This window comes from Salinicoccus sesuvii, assembly GCF_042648145.1.
Classification (GTDB): domain Bacteria; phylum Bacillota; class Bacilli; order Staphylococcales; family Salinicoccaceae; genus Salinicoccus; species Salinicoccus sesuvii.
This window is the reverse complement of record NZ_JBHRWV010000004.1, coordinates 169,583-193,149: the sequence shown is the minus strand read 5'-3', so window position 1 is coordinate 193,149 and position 23,567 is coordinate 169,583. Positions and strand designations below refer to the sequence as shown.

Genomic DNA, 23,567 nt, shown 5'->3' with positions numbered 1-23,567 from the left:
CTATTTGCCGTTGTCATAGCTGCCGTAAATAGTTTGAATCACGATGCCAACGATTAAACCAATCCCTGCACCCGCAGGAATTGTATAGACCATAATTGTTGGATTGATGAACAGAGCTACAAGGATGGCGAACATGCAGCCGAAAATCATGCATAGACCAATGGCGCTATCGATCCAGTCTTTTTTAGTGGTTTTTCTTGTCATATTGAGTCACCTTTCATTTAAGATGTGAGTTAGTGAGGGATCTTATGCAAGAGTCTTAGTTATTTTTATTGTATATGAAATGAGCAGATTGTGCAGAGTTCGTTATTAGGAGATGGAGTAGGGCCATGACTGCTCATTAAATAAAAGCATAGATAAAGATACCGCACATGGTACAGTCGTTCAGAGTTGAATGAAAAAGTATATACGTATATACTTAGAAGAAAAGGAGTAATATTGTATGACTAATTTAAGGAAATTAAGGAAAACTGGAAATAGCACGGTTGTCAGTATACCAAAAAGTATTCTTGAAACGTTGAAGGCTGACGAAGGTGATAATTTGGAGTTTGTTGCAGAGGGTGATTCAGTGGTCATCAGAAAGCAAGAAGATTCGCAGAAAGAGATATTGAATCTATCCAACGAAATGTTTGTAAAGTATGATAAAACAATGCGTGATTTGGTAGAGAGATGATCCGCTATCTAACAGAACAGGATTTAATACTCATCAATGTCAATGTGATTAAAACCTATTCTCCTCAAGAACAAATAGGTGTAAGAGAACCTTACGCATTAAACATGGCGGCGGAATCGCCGAAACAGAATGTTTTTGGCAAAGAACTTTACCCCACCTTGGCACTGAAAGCTGCAAATTTGTATAGAAATATTGTATTGAAGCATATATTTTTCAATGGTAACAAGCGCACTGCTGCGAATGCGCTCTATATTTTCTTGAAACTGAATGGCAGTACACTTACAGTAGATTCTGATGAATTTACAGAGTTTACTGTCAAGATTGCCGTAGAGCATATGGAAGAGCAAGAAATAGCGGAATGGCTAAAAAAATATATGGAGTAGTATCCTCTAATGAATGTAACCCAATACATTTGATTAGAGGATTTTTTGATTTGCATTTTATAGAAATTTGAGTGTAACTCTTTAGTGTTTACATACACCGTGACCCTAGCTCTATTAAAGGGATGTCAGAATGAGTAGATAAACTTAAGTTTGTGAAGCCGCTAATCATATTTAAATACCAATCCACTTTAAATTAATAACGTAAGTCTTATAATAGAAAGTTAATATTAAAACTTATGTATACCTTTTTTATACTTTCGTGACATAACTAAATTGATAGTCAGCCACAAAACTTGTACTACGGCTGGAATAAGAAAAGCTAAAGCCAATACGGCTATGCTAATTAGCTTAATTTCAGTTGTTTGTATTGCACCTGCTGCGTCTATTTCTCTTGCCCATAATAAGAAAGTCAACGCAGAGAAAACTACTATTTCCGTTGAAGTGACTATTGACCAAAGAATCCAAGAAACTTTCATTTTTGATACTCTCCTCGTATATACGTCTTGATGTTTTCTATATATTACCACTTTATAAGATGATAGAGTAAAAGAATAAAGCGTAACTGTTAGAATATTTTGGGTTGATCACGGTTGTGTTTGAGCCACGATGGTTAGAGGTCATTTGAACAGACGATAGGATTTCGGGAGTAGAGAATATATAAAACGATAAGGCACAGTTAAAAGGGGAGAAGAGAATGAATCTTAAAAACGTAACGTATCTAAACAGTAGTATGGAATTTGAAACCCATAACATGACGATTAAAAATGGAGAAATACATTCAATTACTAATAGCTCAAGTAGTGAGGAGGATATAGACTGTTCCGATTATTTAGTCCTCCCTGGTTTAGTGAATGCTCATTTTCATAGTTATTCCACTCTAGCCAAAGGGTTGATGAAAGAAATGCCACTTGAAGAGTGGAGCAATGATTCTGAGCAAGGAAAAATACAGGAAGTTTTTTTCAATTATATCGATAATGTAATTTCAGAAAAGGATTTCGTGCATATTGCTCAGAAGAGTTATATAAATATGATTAAAAATGGAGTAACCTTCGTAAGTGATTCGGATCCGCAATCCCCACAATTACTAAGCGATGCCATGAATGAAGTTGGAATAAGAGGTATCATAGATACTTACGAGGAAATTGGCGAGTATCATAATAAGCATGAAGGCAATATTCTATTTGGGACACATCTATTAGAAGAAGAGGACTTTAATCTTGAAGATCTACACAAATTGAAAGAGGTAAAAGACAAATACAATTCCATAATGATGACACATTGCTTGGAGAATGAATGGAGACATAACTTGGTACAGTCCAAGTTTGAAAAATCGAGCATCGATATCTATAGTGAACTAGGTCTGCTCGATTATAGAACTGTTCTATTTCACGGTGTCTATATGTCGAAAAGTGATATAGATTTAGTTGCGAAACATAAGAGTGCAGTTGTGCATTGTCCAATTTCAAATTTAGAGACGGGGGCAGGCGTTGCAGATGTCAGCTATATGCTTCAGAAGGGGGTCAACGTTTCTTTAGGAACTGATTACGGCCATACGAATATGTGGGAATTAATGCGTTTAGCTTATTATCTTTTGAAAATAAACAATCCAGTGAATAAATACTCTGCCGAGGATATTTTTAAAATGGCTACCATAAATGGTGCGAAAACATATGGCTCACAGGATCTAGGGCAAATACGAGAAGGTTGTAAAGCGGACTTAGTATTCATCAAAAAGGAAGCAGGGCTGGAGCCGCTACTGAACAACGAAATGTTTTCTAACTACCTCCATAATCTATTGTTTTACAACAAAGAAGATTCAGTCGAGCATGTTATGGTGGACGGTAAGTGGGTCATGGAGAACAGGAAGCTTGTAAATGTAGATGAGGAAAAAGTGGAGAGTAGATACAATGAACTTGCTGCAGGCTTCTTAAATTATCTAAAAGCACAGTCTGATTAAGTTACAGAAATCCAACATAAAAAAGGATCATCTCTTTCGAGCGCTAGGAAAATCAACATAGTTTCTTTCAAAGTTAAACATTTCTTTAAAACTTTATTGTAGCAGGGCATATTTTATTTCAATCAATTGATAAAAAAACTCATAATAAGTGAAAGAAGAGACCTTTTAGGTCTCTTCAGCTATTCAATAAAATAAAGCGGCAATGCTTTTCAAGTTGAGTAAGTTCTGTTAGTTAGTAGTGTGGCGTGTTTCTTTTCTGTCAGGTGAGATTCTATCTTTTTTCGAGATTCCTACAATAAGCGCTATTATGTTAACAAGCAAAAGAACAATGGAATAGATGCTAATACCATCGAGGACCAAATATGTTGTATAGCGTAAAATATTGAAGACCAAAAAGGCCAATAGCAAATAGTAGAGTGTTCTGTTCATAATGATGCTCCTATCTCTTCTAAAATCGAACACGTATAAATTTAAGGTTTTTAATGCCGGTATAATTTCGTTACCTCTTTATCCATCTATGCTTCCATATTCACGAACGGGTGATTGTATTCAAGTGTGCCTCTGATCTGCTTGATATTAACTTTATCACCGTCGAGCCACTTTTTGAAATCAAAGATAACAGGCTTTTTGTCCGGACCGATCACGAACCATGCTTTTAGATTTTTAGGAAAATAGACGGATGTGTGTATTGTTCCAGCTGCCGCATCGTACTTGTCGGAGAATACACCGTGGTCGGGATTATTCATGACTTTGAATGCTTCGTAAGGGTTGGTGGTGGACGCTTGTTCCTGCTGTATCGTTTTCTCACGTTCTCTCGTCTCAGTCTGGCGATGCTGGTTTTCATCATTCAACAAGTGGAAATGATTTGTACATACGTTTGACTGTCTGACCGCGACATTCCTCGGTGACGCTTCAACGACGTACGTAATACCCCCGGAATCGAGTACAATATAACTAAATGAGTGCCTGTGTGGAATATCCTTTAGTAAAGCAATCGCTTCTTCCACATTGGCACATGTCTCGAGGACCAGACGACCGATCATATTACAAATGAATCCATCACCTGAACTTTTTCTATGAGTGAAGTTATATCCCATCACTAGTCCTTTTTCGTTCATGCCGTCCATCCGTCCTGTGATCTGCATGGACGGACCAATGACGGCGTATCCATTATCAGTCGGTTCATAGAGTGTATAGCGCCCCTCGTAAGAGCGCGGCTGGCTATCGTAGTTGCGTACCATGAAGTCGCTATCAGTGAATATTGAACAACCGCTTCTCGTATATTCTAAGTAGTAGCCACCAAACAGCTGGAATGCTTTTTCCATCTCCATATCGAGTGCGTCGGCAAGTCCATGAATTTCTTCCAGTATGGCTGGTGAATATTTCGAAATGATAGTGATATATTCTTCTGGGTTCACGATAAAATGTCGATCTTTGCGATGTACCCATTGCTTCTCACGATTTTGTAGAATTAATGAGTCTTTAAGTTGTTGCCCTTGAAAATGACCGAAGTCATAATGGGTGCCTCTAAATTGAATGACATCACTGTGGTACTGTTTCATTGTATCCCGCCTCTGACTAATCTCTCTTGTCAGTATACATACTTCGTAGAAAATCGCATTCTTGGTGCTTCAGGCATTTACAATGTAAGCGGCCGAAGTGGAGTCAAGAAGCAAACTATTTCAATCATCTGCATTCTCTATAACCAATACATAGGAACTAAAGAATACTGAAACTAAAGCAACGATTAGAAGTAAGATGACGATAGTCGGTACCAATGCGCCGCCGATATTTACGTAAAACAAGGATTCTTGGTAAGGAAAATAAGTGTTACTAAACAAGAGGAAAGCTATCATCGCTAAGAAGATGATATTTCCAATCTTGTTGAGTAGCGTTTCTTTGATGATGACAGTATCCCCATCCTTGATGTAGATCTGATGGCTGTGATCAAGGGGTTGGGAGTATTTCAGTCTGCCTGCTTCTTGCGGGATTTGTATCGTTTTATTTTCAAATGCATGGATTTTCGCAACTACTTCACCATTGAACTCGAGTTTCAGTGGCATCAGGATTCCAAGCCACCAGGTACGTCGTTTTACAGTAATCTCCATAACATCCTCCCCAAGTGATGAGAAATGACTCCGAAGAGTCATTTCTCATTCTTATTCTTTATCATCAGTCTCATTGACATCGAGGTTGTCTTCTAGATCTTCACCATCTGCTTCATCTTCTGTGTATATTTCTTCAGTATGGGCTGCTTCACTCTCGTCTTGCACGCTAGTGGACAAGTTCTTTAGGAACCCTTCCATATCAAAACCGGTCATCTGCCCCATACTTTCCTGCAAATTGGCCATTGTTCCGGTTATGGTGTTTGGTAAGGACTTGAGCTGATCTCCACTGCCACCGTCTAGAATGCGGATGGATTCAACATTGCTCATGGAATCGCTGACCGCTTTGGCAAATTCAGGCATGATTTCAATGAGTTTTTCCATCAGAATAACATCTTTATGCTGGGCCATAGCTTTGGCACGGCGTTCAATGGCTTCGACTTCAGCGAGGCTCTTCTTGCGGATGACTTCAGCTTCTGCGTTACCTTCTGATATACGGGCAGCGGCACTGGCTTCCGCTTTCTTCGTTTCGGCGTAGTAGTCGGCTTCCGCTTGCTGTCTACGCACTTCCACTTGTTGCCTTTCTATTTCAACATCGTTTTCACGTTCCATCTTACGCAATTTCAACTCGTTCGCTTTTTCCTGCTCACGGATCTCAAGACGTTGCTGCTCGACTGCGAGTCGGCGTTCTTCAGCCTCGAGCTCTCCAGCAGCTTCAGCGATTGCACGTTCTTTGGCAGTCTCTGCTGAGTTTCTGGCTTCTTTCAGTTCTTTCTCTTTACGGCTGTCGGCAATGTTCATCTCACGCTCGTATTTCTCACGGGAGATTTTCTCATTCACTTCAGCTTGCTTGCTTTCTGTAGCGAGCTTGTTTTCAGACTCTGCAATCTCGGCTTCTTTCCTGACACGCGCAATCTGCGGACGACCGAGGTTTTCAAGATAGTTTTCGTCGTCTTTCAGGTCTGACAATCCGAGGGAAGTGATCTTGAAGCCCATACGATTGAGCTGATCTTGTGCAATCTCACGCACTTGTTCATTGAAGCTCTCCCGGTCTGCATTGATGCTCTCTACCGTCATCTTCGAAAGGATGGCACGGAGGTTTGAGTTCAATACTTCGGATACTTCGTGTTCAATGTCGTTTTGATCCTTGCCGAGGAACTGCTCCGCGTATTTGACGATACCTTCTAGGTCATCGGCAACTTTTACAGTGGCCACTGCCTGACCATAGATGCCAACACCTTCTTTTGTGTATACCTTCGGAGTCTCTATTTTCAACTGGAATGACTTGAGAGAAACTTTCGTTCCGGTCTGGAAGAGACGCAGGCGATGGCCACCGCCGCGGATCACTTTCATGTAGCGTCCTTGGTCGTCCTTGTAGATGTTCGTCTCTTTCGCTTCATCACCAAGGTTCGGGCCGGTGACGATCAAAGCTTCGTTCGAAGGCACTGTTCTGAACCTGACCTTCATATAGAAATACCAGGCGATACCGGCGGCGATGATCAGCACTAGAATCGCACCGAGAATGATGATTAACCCCATGTTTTCTGCCATCTTGCACACTGCTCCTTTTCAATTATTATGGATTTATGTAGTAGTCGGAACGTACAGCATGATACATATCGGACTACTCATCCATTCATTACCTATTTTACATTAATTTTTACATCTATGTAGTGTATATTTAAAATACTCTATATATTTAAATTAATCTATGTTTTGAAATTTTATGACTTCACAAGTAAAGTATTTAAGGTATTCTAATATTAGAGAGATTTGATACCCCAAAGCTTACTTTAGCGTGATTACATCCAGTTTCATTTATATCTATGCAAGAAAACTCGGAGGAGAGTGGGAAACACCGATGAACAACAAAAGAAAGAATTACAATGAGCTGGCAGGACAGATTATAGAGAAAGTGGGCGGCGATGAAAACATCGATAACGTCATCCATTGCGTGACTCGGCTCCGTTTTTATCTGAAGGATCCTGCGCTCGCTGAGACGGAAGAAATCAAACAGATGAAAGGTGTTATGGGTGTTGCGGAAGCAGGGGGTCAGTATCAGGTGGTGGTCGGGCCTGCGGTTGATGATATATATAAGGAAGTAATGGCTCAGCTCTCCCGCTCGGAAGATCAATCCACAAGTCGGGAGTATGTTTCAGCACCTAAAGCGGATAGCACATTCATGGAGAAGATCGGTTACCAGTTCAACAAGCTGATCGGGATCATCACGGGTTCTGTTATGCCGATCATCAGTATTCTTGCTGCTGCAGGAATTATAAAAGGATTGCTTGCGGTCCTCACAGCAACGAACATCGTTACTGATACAGGCACAGCATATCTCATCATCAACGCAATGGCGGATGCGGTATTCTACTTCTTGCCGATACTCATCGGTTTCAATGCAGCCAGGCGGATGGATGGGAACCCGGTTCTAACCGCAGTCATTGGGGGAGTCATCATTCACCCGACAGTCCTTGAAGCGGCAAATAGCGATGTGAACATCTTCGCTGTCGGCAATTTTGCCTTTCCCTTCGTCTCGTATACATACTCGATATTCCCGATGATACTGGCGGCGTGGATGGTGAAGAAACTTGAAGATTGGCTGAAGACTTGGGTTTCATCTTACATTCAAGCCATTTTTATCCCAATCGTCATCATTGGACTCGTATCTGCCATTACGCTCATCATTACCGGTCCTGTATTGGTTGGTTTCTCTACAGCACTCGCCAACGGACTTCAAGCCATGCTTGACTTCAATGCGCCACTATTTGGTGCTGTCATTGCGGCATTCTATCAACTCCTTGTCATCTTCGGATTGCACTGGGGGATCGTGCCGGTGTACGTCAATGATTTCGCAACGCTCGGGTACAGCTATCTGTCCGTCATGATCAGTGTCACCATCGTCGGACAAGCAGGTGCTGCACTTGGTGTTGCCGTGAAATCGAAAAAGAAAGAAGTGAAGGAACTCGGATATGCCGGTGCATTCTCAGCTTTTTGTGGTATAACGGAACCTGCCATTTATGGTATTAACCTGCGTTTCCGCAGACCTTTCATCTGTGCAAGCGTCGCTAGTGCGGTCGGAGGACTGCTCGCTGGCATTCTTGGAGTCAACATGTGGAGTATCATTGGTTCCCTGATTGGACTACCATCCTTCATCGATCCAGACAACGGCATTACTGCGAACTTCTGGTATGCCATCCTTGTGACATTCATTACACTTGCGCTATCATTCGGCCTGACTTATATCTGGGGGTATAATGACAAGATGGAGATGTACAAGAAGCTTGAGAAGCCGAAGAATCCAGCGAAGGCTAAATTCTAAAAATGATCATTAATTGCTAAATATAGTGGGAAAGACAATGACTATTTCCAAGATGAAACTGTCTTTAAAACGTTCTACAAAATCTCGCTGGGAAAAGATTGATTGTGTACTCCGGACTTTTTAAAGATGCCAATAAAAATACGAAAACAAAGAATTAGGACATTATAAAGAAATGGACCCGACGAATTACATTTACCAAATTTTTTATCATTGAGGTCAGTCAGATTATCTACAAACCTAAAAGAAATTGATGTCATAAGATATGCAAGAAGAAGTGAATAATTAAATGTTGGACGAGGGGGGAATTATGTTAAATTGAAAATAGTTAAAGGTATTTTATTAGCATTATTAATTCTTTGTATTCTATATCCATGGTTTTTTGGTGAAGTGGATGATGTTTTTTATATAGTCGTCGTAGTTGGAATACTTATTATAATTTTAACTTTTTTCGAAGAATTTAAAGATAAAAAAGGGTGATAGTCATCTTGTACTTTTTGTCTTTAAGTTCTATTTTTGAACTCACTCTTGAAGTGAATTACCCAGAGGGAGGCGCATCTTTTCGCTAGAAAAATTCGTGTGTGTAACTGGGCAGTACTGCGTTCTGATATTTTAACAAAATTAAATTAAACTAGATGGATAAGGGAATGGGGCAATATAAAGTTATTGAACACTTTTAAGAAGGGGTTCTTATGAAAGCAACTTTGCTCAAAATATTTGGGGTACTCGTTATATGTTTATCTGTATAGATTTCTTATTTTATAGGAGAACGGGTCGATTCCTCTTTACTTCTTGTTCTAAGTATAGTCGTTGGCTTAGGGATTGTTATAGCAGGTGTTATTCTTGAGATAAAGAATAAAAAAGTTAGAAAGACTAAGAAAAATAAAGAGACTTAGAAATCTTTCTCTAGTTGTAAGTGCTGAAGAAGTTTTGGAGGCTGAATATTAAGAAGTTAATTATAAGGAAATCGAGAATAATATTTTTGTAAATGAAAAAGAATTACAAAACATTAGTGATGAAGATTTTGAAGAAATAATGTGTCTTGCTTCGGCAGATAGTAACGATTTGAATAGTAATTCTGGGAATGGTGGCTTTTCTACATTTGCAGTTCCCAATGTGGGAGATTGTAAGTTCTCATATTGTCAAAACTTTAGTACGCATGGATACACAGCTGCGTCTAGTACTGTGCTTGCACCATCATTTGCTCTAGCTAAGAACAGGATACACCCTGCTTTGAATCTTCCACTTGGAGTTATTGCTGGTTTTTCTGACGCTTATTTTTCTCCAAATAATCTTTATGGTGTTGTAGAGCACTTTAACTATTATTATCCGAATGAAAACTTCAAAAAAACAATGAAGTTAACTAAGTATTATTATAATTCTTCTCTTACAATTCAAAGTAGTACTTGTGTTGGATAATCTATTAAGAAGGTGATTTATATTGTATAGATTGATTACAATTATATTACTACTTATTATGTTTTTTATTGGTAATTTAATTTTTTCTTATATTGAATCGGGAATGTCCAGTATTATATTTGCGATTTTTTATATTATATTTTTGACGCTAATGTTTTGGTTTATAGAAAAAAAGTTCAATAAAAATGAAAAGTAAAAGCGATTTTTTTACTGAGCTTTAACTAATTTTATTTAAGCTTGGTACTATATGTCACAATTCTAATTGACCCTAATATGCTTTGAATCCTTACCAACACTGGTTAAATACGAAAAAATACCTTTTTCTGTCTGCTAGCTTAGTGTTTAGTTAACACTATCAATCTACTAGAGGGTATTATGCCATCGAGTAAAGAGTCTATTGCGCTAATTGTAATGAATTTTTGTATTATATTATTCTTTCCGGAAGATGCGCATTAGGACAGCGCACTCTTCATATTGTTAATATCAGTAAGCCTCGTAGTAGTCATTTTACAGGGGAAAGCTAGAATTCTTTGAGCAATGAGCAGTTACAATCTCTTAATGGTTGTTTGTAGTCAATATTAAGGTTTTTGTATTCCTGTATTGTATAGAAAATCAGGTAGAACCCCCTAAGTATTTACTATTATTGATATTTAAACACTTCGTGAGAGTAAATATTGTAAGGACTTTCTAAAGAGTCAATATAGAGATAATTGTGGATAATCTATTACAATTACTAGTCAATGGATTTAATATCTAATTCTTTTTGCTCAATACCATCGCAACATCGGCAAATTTTAATCTGATTTACTAAATTTCATTCTCCAACGAAAAAATGTATAATTACTATAATGAGAAATAAACGAGAATGGACGAATGGTAAACGATGAACAGTAAAAGGGGGATCATAATGAAAACATTGACGCTATCGGATGTACGAAAAAAGAATAGAGAAAAAAGAAAAGATGCTGTTCGTGCTATCAGAAGAGTCAGTCCAGATTTCATGCCTGGTGATCGCAATTTTGATAGACCACGCCGTAATCCCGAAAAGCAAAGAATATTAGATGAAATGCGAAAAAAAGAAAATGACTTATAATATAGAGCAAGCGCGAATCGATATGAATAGTATTTCTTCCGATTCAAGCCTATCTGATAAAATGCTTGAAGTTTCTGCAATTATAACAAGACTCATGTCAGAAGAAGTGAACGAAGGTGACTTACCCATCATAGTAGGTGGATTATCTTTAGAAATTTTTACGGAGAGTAAATATACGACTCATGATATAGATTTTTTAACTTCTGCATCAGGAAAAACAAAAGAGATATTAAGTGAAATTGGGTTCGTTCATGAAGAACAAATTTTTATATAGGAAAGATTAGATGTCGCCATAGATATTGTAGATGACACTCTTGATCCCCCAGATTATGATAAAACAATAAAAATTAATCTACCTGGTGATAAATACGTTCTTGTCCAATCAATAGAAAGTATTTTATATGACAGGGTCTTGGATTATGAACGAGCTGATAATGAAAACTACGGTATCTATTTGATTGCTACAAGGTTTGATGACATAGACTTCTCGTATTTGAGAGAAAAGCTAAAGAGTACTGATATTAAAGCACTTCATGCTCTAGAACAGTGGATTAAAGTAGCGCAAGAAAATTAGTATTTCAGCAAGTACTCGGTATATAAAAACGCCTGACATTGATTCGAAGTCAATGCCAGGCGTTTTGTTTTATTGGTCTTTACGTGGTACTGGGTAGAATCCTTTATAGAACTGTTCCCATAGAGGTTCAGTCAGTTCGTGCTTATCTGTACGTTCTGGATCGAATACGTTGGTAATCTTGTCTTCTCTGCCAGCTTCGATCTTGTTGATGAAATCTGAATCAAGAAGCAGGGCGCGACCAAGTCCGAGCAGGTCGACATTACCAGCCTCGAGTGCTTCCAGTGCCTGTTCCGGTGTGAAAATGGAGCCAATACCGATCAGTGGCATACGACCGCCAATCCATTTGTGGAGGAGTTCAATACGCTCTGTACCTTCGTATTTGCCTTCACGTGTCGTGGAATGTATGTCAAATAGCGAGACATGTAAGTAGTCGAGCGGCTTCTCAACGAGTTTGCCAATCAACGCTTCAGTGATTTCCATACGAATGCCAGGTGATTCGCTTTCTTCCGGTGAGAATCTATAGCCGATAATGAAATCGGGGTTGCCATGTTTCTTGGCCGTTTTGACTACTTCATCCACAACTTGCATGGCGAAGAGGTAGCGGTCTTCGCCCCATTTGTCCGTACGTTTATTGAAGTAGGGGGAGATGAACTGGTGAACGACGTAATGGTTTGCACCATGGATCTCAACACCGTCAAACCCGGCTTCAATCGCTCTGCGTGTTGCTTCCCCGAATGCTTTAATCGTTTCTTCGATTTCATCCAGCGTCAGTTCTCGTGCATCGTGGGGTTCCGGTTCACCAAAGCTCTGCATGGTAATGGCGCTCGGGCCGGCAGATTCGCCAGTGGCTGTCTGAGACGGGAGCGCTTGGACGCCCCCATGGTGGATTTGCATGATTGCCTTAGCGCCATTTTCCTTCATGGCATCGGCAATTTTTCGTTGCTCTTCAATATCCGAGTCACGAACGATGGACGGCTGGCCCGGGAATGCTTTGCCAAGGTCCGTTACGTTCGTTGCTGCGGTCAATGCAAGACCGACACCGTCAGATTTTTTACGCATATACTCAATTTCTGCATCCGTGGGTGTGCCATCGTCGTTTGAAGAAACATGGGTCAGTGGAGCGAGTACAAATTTATTTTTCAGTTCAACACCGTTCGGCAGCTGAACGCTTTCAAATAGTGGTGCATACTTGGTATTCATTATAGGAGCCTCCTGTTTGTGCTGTAATCATATCCGAATACATACTATACCAATCTACTTTACCGAGAATCAATTTTGCTGACTGATATATCGCGCGCATTTAATATTTTCTCTCCACCCCCCTATTCCGAGTATGTTACTATGGAAAGTGGCTAAACTGATAGATGGAGGAGAATTATGAAAAAATACTTGGTACCATTGTTTACTTTCCTTTTTATACTGCTACTCTCTGCCTGTACAAATGACAGTGAAGTGGAAGAAGCTGTAGAAGAAGAAACAGAGACAGGTAGTGGAGAAGATTTGACGATGAGTGTCCTGGCAACTCCCAATTCACTCGATCCACATGCAGCAAACGACCAGTCATCGAACCACGTGAATGTTAATATATACGATCGCCTAGTTGAGTTTACACCAGACCTTGATATTGAACCTGGACTCGCTGAATCTTATGAGCAGATTGATGATCTGACGTGGGAATTCAAGTTGAGGGAAGGGGTCACTTTCCACGATGGCACAGATTTCAATGCAGAAGCGGTTAAAACAAATCTTGATCGCGTGAGGGATGCAGAAGTGGGTGCTCCTGTCGCTTTCTTGTTCGAGCTGATCGATTCTGTTGAAGTCGTTGATGACTATACAGTACATATCAAGACAATCAATCCTTTCGCTGCACTGCCATCGCATCTGGCACATCCTGCCGGTAGCATGATCAGTCCAGCAGTTATTGAGGCGGATTATGAACAGTACGAGGATGGCGGCGAACTGCTGACTGAAGTCCACCGCAATCCAGCTGGTACAGGACCGTATACTTTCGAAACACTCGCAGAAGGTGAATATGTGACGCTATCGCGTAACGCAGACTACTGGGGCACACCCGCTCAAGCAGAGACGTTCACATTCAAGGCCGTACCTGAAGATTCGGCACGCATCGCAGAACTGATGACCGAGACGACCGATCTCATTTATCCGGTCAATCCGAACGACTTCGCACAAATTGAAGAGAATGCAGATACAAAAATGAATGAAACTGAGAGTGTCCGCATGGAATACGTCGGTTTCAACACTGAAAAGGCACCATTCGATGATCCAGTCGTCAGAACAGCCATCGCTAAAGCCATCGACAAGCAGGCAATCATCGATGAAATGCTTGAAGGTAAGGCGGAAGTGGCGGATACACCACTCTCACCAGCGGTCTTTGGGTATAGTGATGATCTGGATAGGCTCGAATATGACACAGAAGCAGCTAGGCAGCTGCTCGAAGATAATGGGTACGGCGATGGATTCACAGCAGAGATTACAGTCATGGATCGTACCGCAGCAGACATGGCCGCCTATATCCAGGAAGCACTTGCCGATTTGAACATCAATCTTGAAATCTACCAGCTCGATTCCGGTGCATTCCTCGACTACGTCGGCGGCGGTGATCACGAAATGTTCATCGGTGGATGGGGGACGGTGACACTGGATGCCGACTACGGGCTCTATGCTCTCTTCCATTCTTCGAACATCGGCACCTCAGGTAACCGTTCGAGATACAATAACAGTGAAGTGGATTCACTGCTTGACGCAGCACGTTCCGAAACAGACATGGATGAAAGACTGGCATTGTATGGAGACGCTCAGCAAATCCTGCTTGATGAATCTCCGATCATTCCGATCTATCATCCCTCACTGCTTACAGGTCTCCGCGAGGATATCGAAGGATATGGCCAGCACCCGGCCAGTTTCCACTTTTTAAAAGATGTGCATAGAGAATAGAGAAAAGGATGCCCCACGGGGCATCCTTTTTAGTCTACATAGTATTATCTGGCTGTAGGTACTTCTGACTATGAGTGCTTCTGGCTCAGTTCACTGACTGCCAAAATAGCATTTGCGACGTCTTCTGCCGTGACTTTATCGCTCAAATTACCGAGCGTGTCGTTTGGATCAATTGCGAGCTCTCCGACTTTGACTAGGTCTTCATAGCTTGTATCTTCAAGATGCATCTCCTTGAGTGTCGTTGGCATGCCGATTGCTTGGTAGAAGCGGATATATTTTTCCATGACTTCATCAGAGCTGTTCTCAAGCAGTAGCTGGACAAGTGTACCGTAAGTGACTTTCTCACCGTGGGATAGATGGTGGATATCACCAGATAGTGTCGTGAATCCGTTGTGGATGGCATGGGCCGCCGCAAGACCACCATTTTCAAAGCCGAGTCCAGAAAGGAGTGTGTTGGCTTCGATGACTGCTTCCACTTGTGGCGTTACTAGCCCTTTCGCAGCAGCTTTATATGCTGCGTGGCCATGTTTGAATAGTGTCTCTTCACATTTTTCTGCGATGGCAATTGAAGCGAGCGTCGGTTGACCACCAACCATCGTTTCACCTTTTGTACGCAGCGTGGCGCGTGCTTCGACGAGTGTTGCCATTGCGTCACTCATTCCGGAAGCGAAAAGATTGAGTGGTGCGTTGACGACTACTTTTGAATCAACGAGGATGAGATCCGGGTTTTTATCATAAAAACGATAACCTGTAAATTCACCTTCGTCTGAATAGATGACAGAAAGGGAGCTCGTCGGTGCATCGGTCGATGCGGTCGTCGGTACGATGATGACTGGTACATCTAGGTTATCCGCAATCGCTTTTGACGTATCCAATGTTTTACCGCCACCAACACCGATGACGATATCCACATTGTTTTCTTTCCCCGTATCGCTCAAGCGGTCGATTTCCTTTTCGGATGCTTCTCCGTTAAAAGCTTCATAGGCATATTCAACATCTGATTCTTTAAAGCTTGCTTCAATCGTTTCACCGGTGATGGACCATACCATATCATCCGATATCAAGAGCGGCTTCTGTGCGAGTTTCTTAGTTTCTTGACCGAGGCTCTCAAGGACGCCTTGCCCTTGAATATACTTACTTGGGGACTGAAATATGAATTTTGACATTTGAATACCCTCCGTAAATTAGATTCATTCCATATCTTTCCTAAATTAAGCATGTTAAACACACTTTGTTAAGTTCAATTAAGACAATTTTGTGAAGTACATGATAAGAAAATTTTTAATATATTTTCATGTCTTTAACTCACGTTTGGTTGTGGAATTTGTCTTGATAAGGTATATATAGGGTAGGAATGCCCATACGCCCCGGGGCAAGGGGCAATAACAAATGAGGTGTAGAAGATGGAAACAGTGCAGGATGTGCTCTCAAAGCGTGTGCGTCGATTAAAACAGTCATATGTGGACTACGTGAATAACCCGTACCATCCAAAAACTGCGCATGCGATGCGTGTGAATGCAAGAAAGCTGAGGAGTCTGCTGAGTTTCTTAAAACCTACAATCGAAGAGGAGAAATATAAAAAGCTGAATGAAGCGTTGAAGACTGTGGCAAAAGTCTATGGGCCTTTGCGTGAACTGGATGTTCTCATTGATCTGTGCACCCACATTGCCGGAAAGCATCCTGAGGCGAGTGATCACTATCAAAAAATGTTCAGATACCTCCACCAAGAACGCGGGGAAGAGATGGAGCGGACACTTGTCGAGGCTGATAATACTCTAAAGACAATCGATACAGTAGAAACGGATTTGAATGAATTGATATTCAACACCAATGCCGACTGGAACGATTTCATTACAGAGCATCTGCAGAAAAAACACAAAAAGCTTAAGAAGGATTATCAGAATGTGGACCAAAGTGATTATGAAGCGGTGCATGATATAAGAAAAGCGGCCAAAAAGCTCAGATATTCTGCGAGGTATCTCGGGAAACTTGCTTCCATGAAGCATAAGGGTATCGCGAAGGATGCCAAAAGGATCCAAGAAGCATTCGGCAAGCTCACTGATGCACATGTCAACGAAGAAATGCTTGCTGCCTATGCTAAAAAAGTCGACGACAAGCAACTGAGAGAGACTTTCATGAAAATGAGTGATATGCAGAAGAATCTAGATTGAGTAGACAATTGACCACTGCCCCCGTCGCCATCACAGAGTGGGACGGGCTTTATTGTATCAATTTGGGAAAATAATAAATTCGAAGAGGGATGTATATGGGAAAGAAGCTTACCGGTGTATCAACAATCGTACTTACAACTATGTTTCTCACAGGATGCAGTAACCCATTCGATACGATGGCCAATGGCATCAATGAGCTTTTTGCTTTGGAGCGTGACGATACTGAAGATGCGGCGGATTCATCAGTACCATCATCGCCGGACGTCAGCGAGACGGTGGAAGATACTGAAGCAGGTTTATCAGAAGAAACTTCGGAAGAATCAGATACTGATACTTCCGAAGTTGAAACACTGGACTACAGCCATCTAATGAATGAGGGGGAACCGGTGACTCTTGGCGAAGGAACGTTCGTTGTCGGTGAAGATATTCAGCGTGGCCGGTACCGCGCAACATCTACAGAGGGCTACGGTAACCTTTTCGTTTATGATGCAGACGAACGACTTTCTGTGAGTGCAACCATGATAGAAGCATCAGATAGCAATCGATCGAGATCCAGTGAGGTTGTGCTATTTCTAGACGAAGGAGACGAAGTTGAAATTTCAGGCATCGATGATGTTGAATTCGTACCCTATGAAACAACTGAGGTCTCTGAACTGACACCTGGCCAATGGGTAGTGGGAGAAGATTTTCCAGCCGGTATTTATGACATCAGCCTTCAAGAGACCGAGACCCTCGGCTATTTGAAAGTCAATACGATCAAAGACTATGAGACATCCCGTTTTGCTTTGGGGAGTTCGGCGTACGGTGGCACGACGGAATTTACAACTGCGTTCGAAGCAGGAGAAGTTGTAACTGTCGAGTGGGTGCCGAAAGTAGTACTTACTAAAAGATAGGCAGGTGCGCACATTAGTGAAATGGACTCTTGATGATATTGAATGCGCTGTTTGAATCGTCTATGACCACGTCAAAGTGCTTTCTTTCCTCATGCATGTGTAGATCATACTGTCTGCGTCTGAAAGTATGACTGTCCAAAAGAAGTTGCCTATCTTTTCCTCTGAGTTCCACATCACGATACAGTCTTCTGTTGAGTTCCGTATCGGAATCAGTATAGATATAGACTGACAGATCGAATAGGGAGGGCGGCAGAAATGTGGCTGACATTCCCTCGACGATATGAATCTTTCTATCTTGATACATCCTGTGAGCAGGTTGCCATGGCACATCTATGGTCAAGAAGTTTATTCCTTCTTTTAGCATCCTAATATCCCGTTCCAGGCTACTCAGTTCGTCTGCAGCCGCCATGCATGCGGTAACCGGGTTGAATCTGTCTGAATCTTCTCGGGAATCGTTTGTAAATGTGTATTGACGGTAGTGGCTCGGAATGATGTACGGGTCGGTACTGAGTAGGTTATGTGGGACATCTGTGAAATGCGCACACAACTTTTCGGCAAAGGTTGTCTTTCCCGATGCGCCGTGACCACATATTCTTATAGTAGTATCTTCTCTATTTTCAATGAATAAAAGTATGTTTTTAATCAGTTGATTCATATCATCACCTCTATGGGTCGAAAGTGTATTACAGTAATATCTTTATATTAATTTAAAGCACGGTAGAGGTTTTAGAACTTTGTTAACGGCAAGTAAAGAGTGAATTCTTAATGTAAAGACATCCTAACACAACCTTAAGATGCAGTTAACATTCCTCTTCTATAATTGTATGTGTAATACATTCTAGTGAAGAATATAGGAGGGTATCTTAAGAATGGTTTTCAAACAGTTTCCTGACAAGCGCGTTCTCGTAATGAGTGTCGTCATAAGTTTCGTTGTCGCCCTTATTGCATCTACACTCATCGGCCCGATTGCCCATGCAAGCGGAGGGGGCGGCAGTAGCCCTGGTTCCGACCCGGTGGCAGAGGAAACGTTCAACCCGGTCCTTACTGACGAGAAGCCGGCGGTAGCAGAAATCGGAGTCAATAACATGCCTAACAGAATCATCACGACAATCAACGGGGACACAACAAGCGAGATGGGTTTCAATTGGTATACTACTGAACTTGCTGACAGCCCGATGATTTGGGTGTCAGAATCCGGCAACTTCGACGATGCGATGGCATTCGAAGCAGAAGCGACTGAAGTGACATCAAGTTACGGTGAACGTGACCAGCATGGCAACTACATCTTCGGTGAAGTAGCGGAAGACGAAGAAGGGGAGCCAATGGAAGATGAGAACGGCGACCCGGTCATCAACGGCTACTATACAGATGCACAAGCCCACGGGGATGACTGGATGTCCGGTGACTACGGCCATATCGAATTGATCGATGTTACTGAGTATTCCTATAAGGCCAAAGCGGTTGACCTTGAACCGAACAAAACCTACTACTATAAAGTAGGCAGCGAAGCGGATCACGTAAGTGAAGTTGGTCAGTTCAAGACTTCTGGAGAAGCTGGGGAAGCGTTCAGTTTCATCCACTACACAGATACTCAGAATGCGTTTTGGAATGAAAATGTACGTAACGAAGCGGCATTCGGTGCGGATACCCTCGCACATGCACTCGCAACAGCAGAAGATGCAGACTTCGTCATGCATACTGGTGATGTGGTCGAAATCGCAGAAATAGAAGATGAGTGGATCGACCTTTATGAGCGTTCCCGTTCATCCTTTATGCAGACTGCCATGGCGGTTGCGCCAGGCAACCACGATGAATATGCGCTAAATTATGGCGATGATCCGTTTGTAGAAAAGTTCAACGAGCATGTGAACGTGCCTGTAACTAACGATGCGATTTCAGGGGGTTCTTACTACTCTTACGACTATAACGGTGTCCACTTTGTAACATTGAATACAAACGACAATAAGGAATCTGATGACAATCCTGAAGGCAAAGCAATCGGTCAGGCGCAAATGGATTGGATTCGTGAAGATGTAGAGCAGGCAAGAGAAGCTGGAGCGGAATGGATCGTATTGAACTACCATAAGCCACTCTATTCGAAATCCTACCACTCCTTGCAGGATGAAGATGTTCAGCTCGTCAGGGAAGAACTGACAGCATTGATCGACGAACTGGATATTGATGTGGCTCTCCAAGGTCATGACCACGTCATCTCAAGAACGCATTCATTGACGCATATCCCGACGGAAGAAAACTTCTCAAACGGTGCAGTAGAAGAAGTAAGTACATTTTACGGGGAGAATGGGGTAGAGTATCTCGATAATCCTGAAGGTACAACTTACATTCTGCCGAATACAGGTGGGACGAAGGAGTACGACAACGTCTTTGAAAAAGGTGTCGACCACCTACATGAAGTTAGACCCAACCTTGACTGGATGACACAAGGGGATATCGACTACTACAACAGTCTTTTCGCTTTCGGTTACCAGCCGCAGGAAACAGACGCATTTGAAGATTCTCATTCTAATAACCGCGACTCTTCCTATCAGAACTTCGCAGTGTATGAATTCGTGGGCAATGAAATGGTTGTGCGTATGTATCAAGTAAGTGGTGATCTCCATCTTGGTGAAGAGCGTACAGTCGAATTGATCGATGAGTTCGGTATCTACAAATCTGCAGAGTAGCTTCCAATAAAGATAGCCCCCCGAAGTTGATATCAGCTTCGGGGGGTCTATTTTTATTCGTACACCGCTTAAAATGATATTATTGAAAACATAATATTTTAAAAATATGATGATATTATGGCTTTAGAAAATAAGGAGGTAGTATGAACATTCCAGTTGAAATCTTATATGGAATCAAAGTCGACTCTACTCAGCCTATGGAAGGTGGTCAAACTTCAAATACAATCAAGATAACAAATGCTAGACGTCAATATGTACTAAAATCCCATGCAACGATTGATCTAGCACACAATGAATTCTTATGCCTAGATGCATTATCGCTTATTAACATGACGCCTAAGCCGATAAAAACACTCGACGGATCACTCTGCTTTAGGTGGGAAGATAGTTATTATATTTTAATGGAATATGTATTAGCAGAGCGGCTTGGACACTGTATCATTGACTATTTCGCACTTGGTAAAAATGTTCGACGCATGCATCGTAAACTATGTAGTATTGAATTGACAAACGTCAATGATCGATTCAATGAATGCCATATGATTGAAAATCTCGAGAATAAAAAAATACAAGAAGTAATCACAGGAATCAAGATGCCCGAAGTGGAAGACAATACTGAATCGATAATTCACGGTGATCTTGGGTTTTGGAACATTCTCTTAAATGATGAGGATTTCTACTTCATCGATTTTGGTGAAACTATGCTTAGCGATTGTTTTTTTGATCTTGCAGCAATCGTAGAATCGCTTGATCTAAATGAAGCGAATATTCATCAGTTACTAAGAGGATACGGCCCAAGCGATCCAAGTGCCTATAGTAGATTGATGAAAATGCGCTATCGATGGAAGTACAGAGGCGCCTTATATTTGGCGGTCAATGACTTGGTTGGCGAAGAACGGATGATTGAGATTTTAAAGGAGATAAGTCTGTTTTCGAAGGAAGTAGAGCTTTCAAAGAATAATCCATATCGAGCTTGGAGTGATGTAGATGATTGAAGTGAAATTGGCCAATTTATCGCATGTGTTGGGAATTATAGAAGTCTGCAGAAGTGGCTATCAGGATGTTTCGAACGGTGTATTATCGGAGTCTCTTATTGAAGAGAGATGCAATAAATACTATAACAAAGAAAGAGTTAGCAACGAAGTAGGGAATCCAACGAAAGAATGGGGAGGTTACTTCGTTGCCTTAGATAGAGGTGAGGTTGTTGGTGCTGGGGGTGGCGGTATGATAGCCGAAGGAGAAACACGCCTTTATGTCCTCTACCTCGACCCTACAAGACGTAACGAAGGGATTGGAAGCAAAATTTTAGAAGCAATCACTCAGCAACAGAAAAATTTTGGTGCCAAAAGTCAATATGTAACGGTCCAGAAAGACAATATGAAAGGCATCCCGTTCTACGAGGCACGACGATTTATGTATGTGGAAAAAATTGTTTCTAATAATATTAAAAACGAACCAAATGATATTGTGTTCGAATACGTTCGAACGATTTGAAGGAAGTAGTCTGACGGTTTTAGAGCTCTACAAAGAATGGGTGTGTCGTTTCATCTAGACAGTGTACGATGCGCTCACGGAAGTTGTTGTGTTCTACCATGGAAAGTGCCTCTTCAACGGTGAAGTAACGAACATCGAGACTTTCAGGTGAAGTCGTTGGCAATCCCCCGACTGGTTTGGCGAGGAATAGAGTGTTACATATGGATCTCTCAACGTTCTGGTAGATGCCGCAGAATTTGATGATTTCGACATCGATACCTGTCTCCTCCTTCGTTTCTCGGATAGCCGCTGCGGTCAGCGACTCGCCTTCCTCCACTTGACCGCCAAGCATTTCCCAGCCTCTTCTCGGCCCATAGAGAAGAAGTATCTCTCCATTATCATTAAGTACAATGGTAGCAGCAGACACAATGTGCTTAGGTGGTGTAAATGTCATCTTAGTACCTCTTTCTGTTTTAGACTTTATTTGTGTATAATTATAGCTAAAATGTTGTAATTTTTAGTTATTTTATACGAAGTTATACAAAAATGTAAAGGAGACTGATTATGCCGAGAATAATTACGAAACAAGATGATTTCATCATTGACCAACCGTTAGATTTAAAAGTAATAGATTGTACACCTAGCGATATAATTCACGTCAGTGCAGAAATGTATGACGAAGAAAACAAGCTGTTCCATTCCTATGCCTCATTTTTTACCAAAGATTCTGGGGTTGTAGATCTCGCTTTGGACATACCGTTTGAAGGCACATACGATAGAGCTGATGCGGCAGGTTTGATATGGTCAATGATTCTTAAGGATACAGGCGAAGATGATTATTTCGTAAAAAAAACAGACTGTGATCTCTCCTTAGAGTTCTATGTAAAACATAAGGGAGAGATTGTAGACTCTAAAAATATCTCAATAAAATTTATGGCTAGTAATGTAAGGATGCTGGATATAACTCAGAGCGGAATTACTGGAAGTTTGTATGGGCCGGTGGGAGAAGGGAAGTATCCTGCTGTCATCATACTGAGTGGATCCGATGGAGGGAATGAAGCACATGCATCGTCTTATCTTGCTTCAAAAGGCTATTTAGTTCTCTCACTATCTTATTTTAATGATACAGGACTTAAATCAAACCTCGAGTACATAGAATTGGAATACTTTAAAGATGCTACAGTGTTTCTCAAATACCATGAGCAATGCAACGGTAAGATCAACTTGATTGGTTACTCAAAAGGGGCTGAACTGGTACTACTTCTAGGTGAAAAATATGATGGTTACACTTCTATCATTGCTGGTGCACCCTCTAGCCATATTACATCAGGAATGAAAAATGGCATGTTCACACCAGTTACTGGGTGGGTGCATGAGGGTGAACCTTTACCTTTTCTCAAAATGAGATTCTCAGTGGGAATGGTATTAAAATCTATGAAAGGTTGGATAATGAAACAGCCGTTTAAATTTCTAGATGTGTGGGAGAAGTCGATGGATGCTGAAGCGGCCATTGAAAGTCGTATAGAAGTACGCAACATCTCTTGCCCACTTCTTGTAATTGCTGGAGGGAGCGACCAACTTTGGCCATCAAAATTTCATGCAGAAAGCATACAAGATCGGAGATTAGATTCGAGAGATGAATATTTAATTTATGAAGAAGGTGGTCATTTTATCTCTTTTCCCTATAGTTTTAATCAGCTGCCAGCGAATGTGAATATGAAGGTTGGCAAAATGACTATGAATTTTGGTGGGTCCAAGAAAATAAATGCTGAGGCGAGCAAACAGTCCCTAGAAAAGATTTTAAATTTTCTTATTGTACATAATAAATGAGTAGTATAGATCCTAAATATCGCTCTATTAATAAGTTG

General features: G+C 41.3%; 25 protein-coding genes. 15 read left to right on the top strand and 10 right to left on the bottom strand.

Features of this window, described 5'->3' with window-relative positions:
* The gene (locus ACFOJ8_RS05475; RefSeq protein WP_380652385.1) at positions 1-204 is read right to left on the bottom strand and encodes a hypothetical protein; all 204 of its coding nucleotides are present in this window, start codon (positions 202-204) and stop codon (positions 1-3) included.
* A gap of 238 nt (positions 205-442) precedes the next feature.
* Between ACFOJ8_RS05475 and ACFOJ8_RS05470 the strand changes: the two genes are divergently transcribed.
* Both ACFOJ8_RS05470 and ACFOJ8_RS05465 read left to right on the top strand, forming a co-directional pair.
* Entirely contained in the window at positions 443-673 is a 231-nt protein-coding gene (locus tag ACFOJ8_RS05470) for an AbrB/MazE/SpoVT family DNA-binding domain-containing protein (RefSeq protein ID WP_380652388.1), read from the top strand.
* The gene (locus ACFOJ8_RS05465) at positions 670-1,056 is read left to right on the top strand and encodes a type II toxin-antitoxin system death-on-curing family toxin (RefSeq protein ID WP_380652391.1); all 387 of its coding nucleotides are present in this window, start codon (positions 670-672) and stop codon (positions 1,054-1,056) included. Before ACFOJ8_RS05470 ends, ACFOJ8_RS05465 begins: the two co-directional genes overlap by 4 nt.
* Before the next feature lie 227 nt (positions 1,057-1,283).
* On the opposite strand, the gene ACFOJ8_RS05460 is transcribed toward ACFOJ8_RS05465, so the two are convergent.
* Entirely contained in the window at positions 1,284-1,532 is a 249-nt protein-coding gene (locus ACFOJ8_RS05460) for a DUF3923 family protein (RefSeq protein ID WP_380652394.1), read from the bottom strand.
* A 218-nt stretch (positions 1,533-1,750) separates the two neighbouring features.
* Here ACFOJ8_RS05460 and ACFOJ8_RS05455 point away from each other — a divergent pair, with 218 nt between their 5' ends.
* Positions 1,751-3,013 (top strand): amidohydrolase family protein, encoded by a 1,263-nt coding sequence (locus ACFOJ8_RS05455; protein ID WP_380652397.1) that lies wholly within the window; start codon positions 1,751-1,753, stop codon positions 3,011-3,013.
* Positions 3,014-3,241: 228 nt separating this feature from the next.
* On the opposite strand, the gene ACFOJ8_RS05450 is transcribed toward ACFOJ8_RS05455, so the two are convergent.
* The 4 genes from ACFOJ8_RS05450 to ACFOJ8_RS05435 all read right to left on the bottom strand — a co-directional run bounded on the left by ACFOJ8_RS05450 (position 3,242) and on the right by ACFOJ8_RS05435 (position 6,669).
* The gene (locus ACFOJ8_RS05450; protein ID WP_380652400.1) at positions 3,242-3,442 is read right to left on the bottom strand and encodes a hypothetical protein; all 201 of its coding nucleotides are present in this window, start codon (positions 3,440-3,442) and stop codon (positions 3,242-3,244) included.
* A gap of 86 nt (positions 3,443-3,528) precedes the next feature.
* Positions 3,529-4,575, bottom strand: a complete 1,047-nt coding sequence (locus tag ACFOJ8_RS05445) for a C45 family autoproteolytic acyltransferase/hydolase (protein WP_380652403.1) — start codon at positions 4,573-4,575, stop codon at positions 3,529-3,531.
* A gap of 120 nt (positions 4,576-4,695) precedes the next feature.
* On the bottom strand, positions 4,696-5,121 hold the full coding sequence (locus ACFOJ8_RS05440; RefSeq protein ID WP_380652406.1) for a hypothetical protein: 426 nt from the start codon (positions 5,119-5,121) through the stop codon (positions 4,696-4,698).
* A gap of 51 nt (positions 5,122-5,172) precedes the next feature.
* Positions 5,173-6,669 (bottom strand): flotillin family protein, encoded by a 1,497-nt coding sequence (locus ACFOJ8_RS05435; RefSeq protein ID WP_380652409.1) that lies wholly within the window; start codon positions 6,667-6,669, stop codon positions 5,173-5,175.
* Between the two features lie 310 nt (positions 6,670-6,979).
* On the opposite strand from ACFOJ8_RS05435, the gene ACFOJ8_RS05430 reads away from it, so the two are divergent.
* The 5 genes from ACFOJ8_RS05430 (at position 6,980) to ACFOJ8_RS05410 (ending at position 11,523) form a co-directional block, all read left to right on the top strand.
* Positions 6,980-8,440 carry a PTS transporter subunit EIIC gene (locus ACFOJ8_RS05430; protein WP_380652412.1) on the top strand — a complete coding sequence of 487 codons (1,461 nt, stop codon included), beginning with the start codon at positions 6,980-6,982 and terminating at the stop codon, positions 8,438-8,440.
* Between the two features lie 1,182 nt (positions 8,441-9,622).
* The gene (locus ACFOJ8_RS05425) at positions 9,623-9,856 is read left to right on the top strand and encodes a hypothetical protein (RefSeq protein ID WP_380659891.1); all 234 of its coding nucleotides are present in this window, start codon (positions 9,623-9,625) and stop codon (positions 9,854-9,856) included.
* A 907-nt stretch (positions 9,857-10,763) separates the two neighbouring features.
* Positions 10,764-10,949 (top strand): hypothetical protein, encoded by a 186-nt coding sequence (locus ACFOJ8_RS05420; RefSeq protein ID WP_380652418.1) that lies wholly within the window; start codon positions 10,764-10,766, stop codon positions 10,947-10,949.
* Positions 10,918-11,223, top strand: a complete 306-nt coding sequence (locus ACFOJ8_RS05415) for a hypothetical protein (protein ID WP_380652421.1) — start codon at positions 10,918-10,920, stop codon at positions 11,221-11,223. Before ACFOJ8_RS05420 ends, ACFOJ8_RS05415 begins: the two co-directional genes overlap by 32 nt.
* Positions 11,224-11,361: 138 nt before the next feature.
* The gene (locus tag ACFOJ8_RS05410; protein ID WP_380659890.1) at positions 11,362-11,523 is read left to right on the top strand and encodes a hypothetical protein; all 162 of its coding nucleotides are present in this window, start codon (positions 11,362-11,364) and stop codon (positions 11,521-11,523) included.
* A gap of 69 nt (positions 11,524-11,592) precedes the next feature.
* Here ACFOJ8_RS05410 and ACFOJ8_RS05405 read toward each other — a convergent pair whose 3' ends face one another.
* Positions 11,593-12,723, bottom strand: a complete 1,131-nt coding sequence (locus ACFOJ8_RS05405) for an NADH-dependent flavin oxidoreductase (protein ID WP_380652424.1) — start codon at positions 12,721-12,723, stop codon at positions 11,593-11,595.
* A 177-nt stretch (positions 12,724-12,900) separates the two neighbouring features.
* On the opposite strand from ACFOJ8_RS05405, the gene ACFOJ8_RS05400 reads away from it, so the two are divergent.
* On the top strand, positions 12,901-14,478 hold the full coding sequence (locus ACFOJ8_RS05400; protein WP_380652427.1) for a glutathione ABC transporter substrate-binding protein: 1,578 nt from the start codon (positions 12,901-12,903) through the stop codon (positions 14,476-14,478).
* A 68-nt stretch (positions 14,479-14,546) separates the two neighbouring features.
* On the opposite strand, the gene ACFOJ8_RS05395 is transcribed toward ACFOJ8_RS05400, so the two are convergent.
* Positions 14,547-15,644 (bottom strand): glycerol dehydrogenase, encoded by a 1,098-nt coding sequence (locus ACFOJ8_RS05395; RefSeq protein WP_380652430.1) that lies wholly within the window; start codon positions 15,642-15,644, stop codon positions 14,547-14,549.
* A 237-nt stretch (positions 15,645-15,881) separates the two neighbouring features.
* On the opposite strand from ACFOJ8_RS05395, the gene ACFOJ8_RS05390 reads away from it, so the two are divergent.
* Entirely contained in the window at positions 15,882-16,649 is a 768-nt protein-coding gene (locus ACFOJ8_RS05390; protein ID WP_380652433.1) for a CHAD domain-containing protein, read from the top strand.
* A gap of 95 nt (positions 16,650-16,744) precedes the next feature.
* Positions 16,745-17,542, top strand: a complete 798-nt coding sequence (locus tag ACFOJ8_RS05385; protein WP_380652436.1) for a hypothetical protein — start codon at positions 16,745-16,747, stop codon at positions 17,540-17,542.
* 13 nt (positions 17,543-17,555) lie between these two features.
* Here ACFOJ8_RS05385 and ACFOJ8_RS05380 read toward each other — a convergent pair whose 3' ends face one another.
* The gene (locus ACFOJ8_RS05380; RefSeq protein WP_380652439.1) at positions 17,556-18,197 is read right to left on the bottom strand and encodes a phosphoribulokinase; all 642 of its coding nucleotides are present in this window, start codon (positions 18,195-18,197) and stop codon (positions 17,556-17,558) included.
* 214 nt (positions 18,198-18,411) lie between these two features.
* Here ACFOJ8_RS05380 and ACFOJ8_RS05375 point away from each other — a divergent pair, with 214 nt between their 5' ends.
* The 3 genes from ACFOJ8_RS05375 (at position 18,412) to ACFOJ8_RS05365 (ending at position 21,720) form a co-directional block, all read left to right on the top strand.
* Positions 18,412-20,226: a metallophosphoesterase gene (locus ACFOJ8_RS05375; protein ID WP_380652442.1), complete on the top strand. Its 1,815-nt coding sequence runs from the start codon at positions 18,412-18,414 to the stop codon at positions 20,224-20,226.
* 143 nt (positions 20,227-20,369) lie between these two features.
* On the top strand, positions 20,370-21,221 hold the full coding sequence (locus tag ACFOJ8_RS05370) for a phosphotransferase (protein ID WP_380652445.1): 852 nt from the start codon (positions 20,370-20,372) through the stop codon (positions 21,219-21,221).
* Positions 21,214-21,720: a GNAT family N-acetyltransferase gene (locus tag ACFOJ8_RS05365; protein ID WP_380652448.1), complete on the top strand. Its 507-nt coding sequence runs from the start codon at positions 21,214-21,216 to the stop codon at positions 21,718-21,720. Before ACFOJ8_RS05370 ends, ACFOJ8_RS05365 begins: the two co-directional genes overlap by 8 nt.
* A gap of 19 nt (positions 21,721-21,739) precedes the next feature.
* Here the strand turns inward: ACFOJ8_RS05365 and ACFOJ8_RS05360 are convergent, their stop codons facing one another.
* A complete protein-coding gene (locus ACFOJ8_RS05360) occupies positions 21,740-22,153 on the bottom strand; it encodes an NUDIX hydrolase (protein ID WP_380652451.1) in 414 nt (137 codons plus the stop codon).
* A 110-nt stretch (positions 22,154-22,263) separates the two neighbouring features.
* Between ACFOJ8_RS05360 and ACFOJ8_RS05355 the strand changes: the two genes are divergently transcribed.
* On the top strand, positions 22,264-23,529 hold the full coding sequence (locus tag ACFOJ8_RS05355; RefSeq protein WP_380652454.1) for an acyl-CoA thioesterase/bile acid-CoA:amino acid N-acyltransferase family protein: 1,266 nt from the start codon (positions 22,264-22,266) through the stop codon (positions 23,527-23,529).
* Positions 23,530-23,567: the final 38 nt, after the last annotated feature.

Excerpts from the sequence above, each read along its gene's own strand:
- ACFOJ8_RS05390 (WP_380652433.1), top strand. The coding sequence starts at position 15,882 with ATGGAAACAGTGCAGGATGTGCTCTCAAAGCGTGTGCGTCGATTAAAA.
- ACFOJ8_RS05420 (WP_380652418.1), top strand. The coding sequence starts at position 10,764 with ATGAAAACATTGACGCTATCGGATGTACGAAAAAAGAATAGAGAAAAA.
- ACFOJ8_RS05405 (WP_380652424.1), bottom strand. The coding sequence starts at position 12,723 with ATGAATACCAAGTATGCACCACTATTTGAAAGCGTTCAGCTGCCGAAC.
- ACFOJ8_RS05415 (WP_380652421.1), top strand. The coding sequence starts at position 10,918 with ATGAAATGCGAAAAAAAGAAAATGACTTATAATATAGAGCAAGCGCGA.
- ACFOJ8_RS05380 (WP_380652439.1), bottom strand. The coding sequence starts at position 18,197 with ATGAATCAACTGATTAAAAACATACTTTTATTCATTGAAAATAGAGAA.
- ACFOJ8_RS05465 (WP_380652391.1), top strand. The coding sequence starts at position 670 with ATGATCCGCTATCTAACAGAACAGGATTTAATACTCATCAATGTCAAT.
- ACFOJ8_RS05365 (WP_380652448.1), top strand. The coding sequence starts at position 21,214 with ATGATTGAAGTGAAATTGGCCAATTTATCGCATGTGTTGGGAATTATA.
- ACFOJ8_RS05440 (WP_380652406.1), bottom strand. The coding sequence starts at position 5,121 with ATGGAGATTACTGTAAAACGACGTACCTGGTGGCTTGGAATCCTGATG.
- ACFOJ8_RS05430 (WP_380652412.1), top strand. The coding sequence starts at position 6,980 with ATGAACAACAAAAGAAAGAATTACAATGAGCTGGCAGGACAGATTATA.
- ACFOJ8_RS05370 (WP_380652445.1), top strand. The coding sequence starts at position 20,370 with ATGAACATTCCAGTTGAAATCTTATATGGAATCAAAGTCGACTCTACT.
- ACFOJ8_RS05385 (WP_380652436.1), top strand. The coding sequence starts at position 16,745 with ATGGGAAAGAAGCTTACCGGTGTATCAACAATCGTACTTACAACTATG.
- ACFOJ8_RS05475 (WP_380652385.1), bottom strand. The coding sequence starts at position 204 with ATGACAAGAAAAACCACTAAAAAAGACTGGATCGATAGCGCCATTGGT.
- ACFOJ8_RS05375 (WP_380652442.1), top strand. The coding sequence starts at position 18,412 with ATGGTTTTCAAACAGTTTCCTGACAAGCGCGTTCTCGTAATGAGTGTC.
- ACFOJ8_RS05470 (WP_380652388.1), top strand. The coding sequence starts at position 443 with ATGACTAATTTAAGGAAATTAAGGAAAACTGGAAATAGCACGGTTGTC.
- ACFOJ8_RS05460 (WP_380652394.1), bottom strand. The coding sequence starts at position 1,532 with ATGAAAGTTTCTTGGATTCTTTGGTCAATAGTCACTTCAACGGAAATA.
- ACFOJ8_RS05445 (WP_380652403.1), bottom strand. The coding sequence starts at position 4,575 with ATGAAACAGTACCACAGTGATGTCATTCAATTTAGAGGCACCCATTAT.
- ACFOJ8_RS05360 (WP_380652451.1), bottom strand. The coding sequence starts at position 22,153 with ATGACATTTACACCACCTAAGCACATTGTGTCTGCTGCTACCATTGTA.
- ACFOJ8_RS05395 (WP_380652430.1), bottom strand. The coding sequence starts at position 15,644 with ATGTCAAAATTCATATTTCAGTCCCCAAGTAAGTATATTCAAGGGCAA.
- ACFOJ8_RS05435 (WP_380652409.1), bottom strand. The coding sequence starts at position 6,669 with ATGGCAGAAAACATGGGGTTAATCATCATTCTCGGTGCGATTCTAGTG.
- ACFOJ8_RS05450 (WP_380652400.1), bottom strand. The coding sequence starts at position 3,442 with ATGAACAGAACACTCTACTATTTGCTATTGGCCTTTTTGGTCTTCAAT.
- ACFOJ8_RS05455 (WP_380652397.1), top strand. The coding sequence starts at position 1,751 with ATGAATCTTAAAAACGTAACGTATCTAAACAGTAGTATGGAATTTGAA.
- ACFOJ8_RS05400 (WP_380652427.1), top strand. The coding sequence starts at position 12,901 with ATGAAAAAATACTTGGTACCATTGTTTACTTTCCTTTTTATACTGCTA.
- ACFOJ8_RS05355 (WP_380652454.1), top strand. The coding sequence starts at position 22,264 with ATGCCGAGAATAATTACGAAACAAGATGATTTCATCATTGACCAACCG.